We start from the raw sequence: 3329 nt of genomic DNA, 5'->3' as shown, positions 1-3329 counted from the left end.
TCAGCTCTTTTTTTGTTATTCCACAAAAGTGCCAGATTGTTGAAGAAAGTTTTCTAGCAGGCTTGCGAGATACGCAAGCCTGCTAGAAAAGAAAAAAGACTAACACCTTGGCAGAGGAACGGTTATTTCAGGGTTTTAAACCCTCACGTTGATAATTCATGTTCCATCTTGCTGGATCGCCAAAAAAAACCAATTGAACGAACGTAGACAAACCAACAGCTCCATATTTTCTGGTGATTGTTTAGTTGCCTTATTCCTCTTCATAGAGCGTAATAAAGGAATCCGGCTCGGCACGTCCCTCTGCAATCGCGTTTACCCTATCGACGAATTCCGGTCGAATCAGATGACGCAACGGCTGGTCTACTCGATTCAATTGTTTGAATGCCTCCCTAGCCAACTCATCCCATTCCTTGTAGCGATGCAGATAATCATCCGGCATCACTACGGTGCTAGAAGTCCCTTCCTCCGGTTCACACTCAAAAGGTTCGTCTAACCCGAGCGTAGCATAGTCGCATGTGATTTGTTCTCCGGGAAGAATATCCCTCGATGCCAATTCAATCTCATAGACCGTCGATACCACATTTGGACTAAAGCTGTGATTCATATATCTGGCATGATCCCAGCATAGCACGTAGCAATCGTCATCGTTGAGGTAGGAGTATTTATAGACGATTTCCCTTCGCACGAGATCAAGCGATTCAATTTTATCTTCCTCGAGAATGATGTCTAAATCATCCAATGCCCAGATAATCGTTCCTTTTGGAATCATTTTTGTGGCAAAAACGCCCACACCAATCTTTTCATTGACAAATCGAATCTCGGTATCTGGATGTATCATCGATTCTGTTCACCCTTTCTCAAAACTTACTATTACTATATACAGCATTTTCATTTAAGTGACCGTTCGTTCGCGTATTTTATCCAAGTTCAATCAGCGGAATGTCCCCCTGGAAAACGAGAAAGCTCTTTTATTTTTGTTCCATAATCGAGTGCTTTACCTCTATATCAAGAGCTGTGGTTATTCCAAAAACGGGGAAGTTTAGTTGCATTAGAAATTTGAACTCTCCAAACCTTAATTTATTCTATTAGGGAAAAATGATAGAGAAATTTGACTTACTATAAAGAAATGAATAGAATATGCTAACAATAAATGGGAGGTTTTTGTTTGTTTAACTTATGTTTATCTCTGGTAAGTACATTTTCTTTATAAAAATTAACTATATAAGGAGTGTTTACTAGTGGAGAAATATTTTTATGAAGCCTTTGATGTGCTCACACGACAAGGTCCAGGAAGTGAAGAATCAACAGTAAAGGCAATTTCATTATTAGACATAGACAGAAAAAAAGAAATAAATATTTTAGATATAGGGTGCGGAACTGGTGTTCACACTGTACTTTTAGCTGAAGAATACCCTAATGCACATATAACATCGATTGATACAAATGAAACAAGCTTATTGTCACTAAAGGAAAAACTTCAACAGATGCGGCTTGAAGACAGAGTATGTGTGCAGAATGTTTCAATGTTTGATATGGGCTTTAAACCGGAAACCTTTGACCTGATCGATAAAAAAAGATTATACTTTCATTACTCTTGAGTTAATGTTAATCTTTTGATGTAAGTCATTTTACTTTTAACTATTAAGGAGGGGATACCTGATGAAAAAGAAATCGATTAAGTATTTATCTTTAGGTATCGGGTACTCTACTGCTGTTTTTTTCTAGAATTGATTATTGACGGGATAAGTCTGTCCAAAATTAAGGGAAATTAAAAAACAGCGAAAATATGTAACTTGTTCAGGTTTATGTATTTTCTATTTAAAAGGAGACTTTCACTTGATCAATTTAAATAATAATTTAGTAAAAAGATATAATCCAGAAAATATTGCGAAACCTGTTGGAAACTACAGTCATGTAACAAAAGTAAGTAGAAATTCTGAAATATATGTGTTTTCTGGTCAAATTGGAATAGATAAAAATAATAATATCCCAGCAGATTTTAATCAACAAGTAACAAATACAATGAACAATATCGTTGAAATCCTTTCTTCCCAACAATTGACGCCTGATAATGTAATAAAAATTAACATTTGGGCTACAGAAGAAATTGATTGGGATCATTTCGATGAAGTTTGGAATAAAGTATTCGGTACCACACCTCCTTCAATGACGATTGCTTATATTAAAGGATTAGGTTTACCCGAATTAAAAATAGAATTAGATGTTTGGGCTGCAGGTTGATTATAAAGTCTAAAAATAAGTGTCTATGTAGAGGCATTTAGGATGTCGAAAAAGTGAACAGAGCTTGGATTGCTAGACACAGCTAACAATCCAAGCTCTGTTTTTTCCTATGGGGAAATGTACACTTGAAGACAAGATTAAAATGACAATGTATAAAGAAATGAAAGAAGATGGAAACAATCTCAGTACTACCTCTCTTAGGGAGTTGTTTTTAAGCTATAAATATGTCTGAAAAAATATCTTATTAAGGAAGAAATTTGTTATGGTGGAGATATATGTTTGCATGGAAAAAGATACTCGTAATATTAGTCATGATTAATATTACGAGTATCTTTATTAGTGTATAAAATGTGTTAGTAAACTTTTGTGTCACTACTTATTGTTTCAATTTTGATAAAGTCAAATTCTGCTTCATAGCCTTCGCCTTGTGGACTACAAGCATAGATACCTACTTGAAGGTTATCATTTTCTTCAAAGAGGTGTGTCATTCTTATTTGTCTCCACGAAAAACCGTCTATTGAAAAATCAACATAGTAATTATTTTTTCTTCTAGTTATTCGATAAAAAAGGGTAGCCTGATCCTCTGAAATATCCTGACTTGACCAATCAGAATAACCTTGATTTGTTACAACAACACCTAATTTATTATTAGCATCCGGTATGTATTCAATAGAAGTCTTTAACCAAGTTTTACTTGAAAATCGCACCATTAAGCCCGATTGATCGTATCTATTCTTTGGTTTAGATTTTACTTTAGTAGTTAATCTAAAATCTCCATTTACTTCATAGTACAAAAAATGTCCATTATCAGCTTGAAAATCATAATGTGTTTTTTGCCAAAAATCTGTTTGATTTTCAGTTTTAATATTTATGGTCGAGCTTTTGGAATTTATCTTCCACTCTTTGGGTGGAGAAAACCATTTTAAATTTTTATCTATTTTGGCATTGTTGAAATCCTCTATCAATATAATACTATCATTCAAAATTGTTACCACCTTTACAAATTCTTTTTTTGCATTTTGAACGTGTGATGCTTAATATCAATTTGTTTTTATGTATTAGATTTTCTACTTATTATACCTATAGAT

General features: G+C 34.0%; 4 protein-coding genes. 2 read left to right on the top strand and 2 right to left on the bottom strand.

The window, feature by feature from the left end:
* Positions 1-250 precede the first annotated feature (250 nt).
* A complete protein-coding gene (locus tag V7014_RS18910; RefSeq protein WP_335509228.1) occupies positions 251-838 on the bottom strand; it encodes an SET domain-containing protein in 588 nt (195 codons plus the stop codon).
* Between the two features lie 400 nt (positions 839-1238).
* Between V7014_RS18910 and V7014_RS18905 the strand changes: the two genes are divergently transcribed.
* The gene (locus V7014_RS18905) at positions 1239-1598 is read left to right on the top strand and encodes a class I SAM-dependent methyltransferase (RefSeq protein WP_335509226.1); all 360 of its coding nucleotides are present in this window, start codon (positions 1239-1241) and stop codon (positions 1596-1598) included.
* Between the two features lie 238 nt (positions 1599-1836).
* On the top strand, positions 1837-2241 hold the full coding sequence (locus tag V7014_RS18900) for a RidA family protein (protein ID WP_438824939.1): 405 nt from the start codon (positions 1837-1839) through the stop codon (positions 2239-2241).
* Positions 2242-2594: 353 nt separating this feature from the next.
* On the opposite strand, the gene V7014_RS18895 is transcribed toward V7014_RS18900, so the two are convergent.
* A complete protein-coding gene (locus tag V7014_RS18895; RefSeq protein ID WP_335509225.1) occupies positions 2595-3224 on the bottom strand; it encodes a DUF1349 domain-containing protein in 630 nt (209 codons plus the stop codon).
* Between the last annotated feature and the right edge of the window lie 105 nt (positions 3225-3329).

It is taken from the genome of Bacillus sp. JJ722, from assembly GCF_036963345.1.
GTDB lineage: Bacteria > Bacillota > Bacilli > Bacillales > DSM-1321 > Bacillus_AD.
Note: the sequence above shows the minus strand (reverse complement) of the source record. Positions and strands in the feature narration are given on the sequence as shown.

Excerpts from the sequence above, each read along its gene's own strand:
- V7014_RS18910 (WP_335509228.1), bottom strand. The coding sequence starts at position 838 with ATGATACATCCAGATACCGAGATTCGATTTGTCAATGAAAAGATTGGT.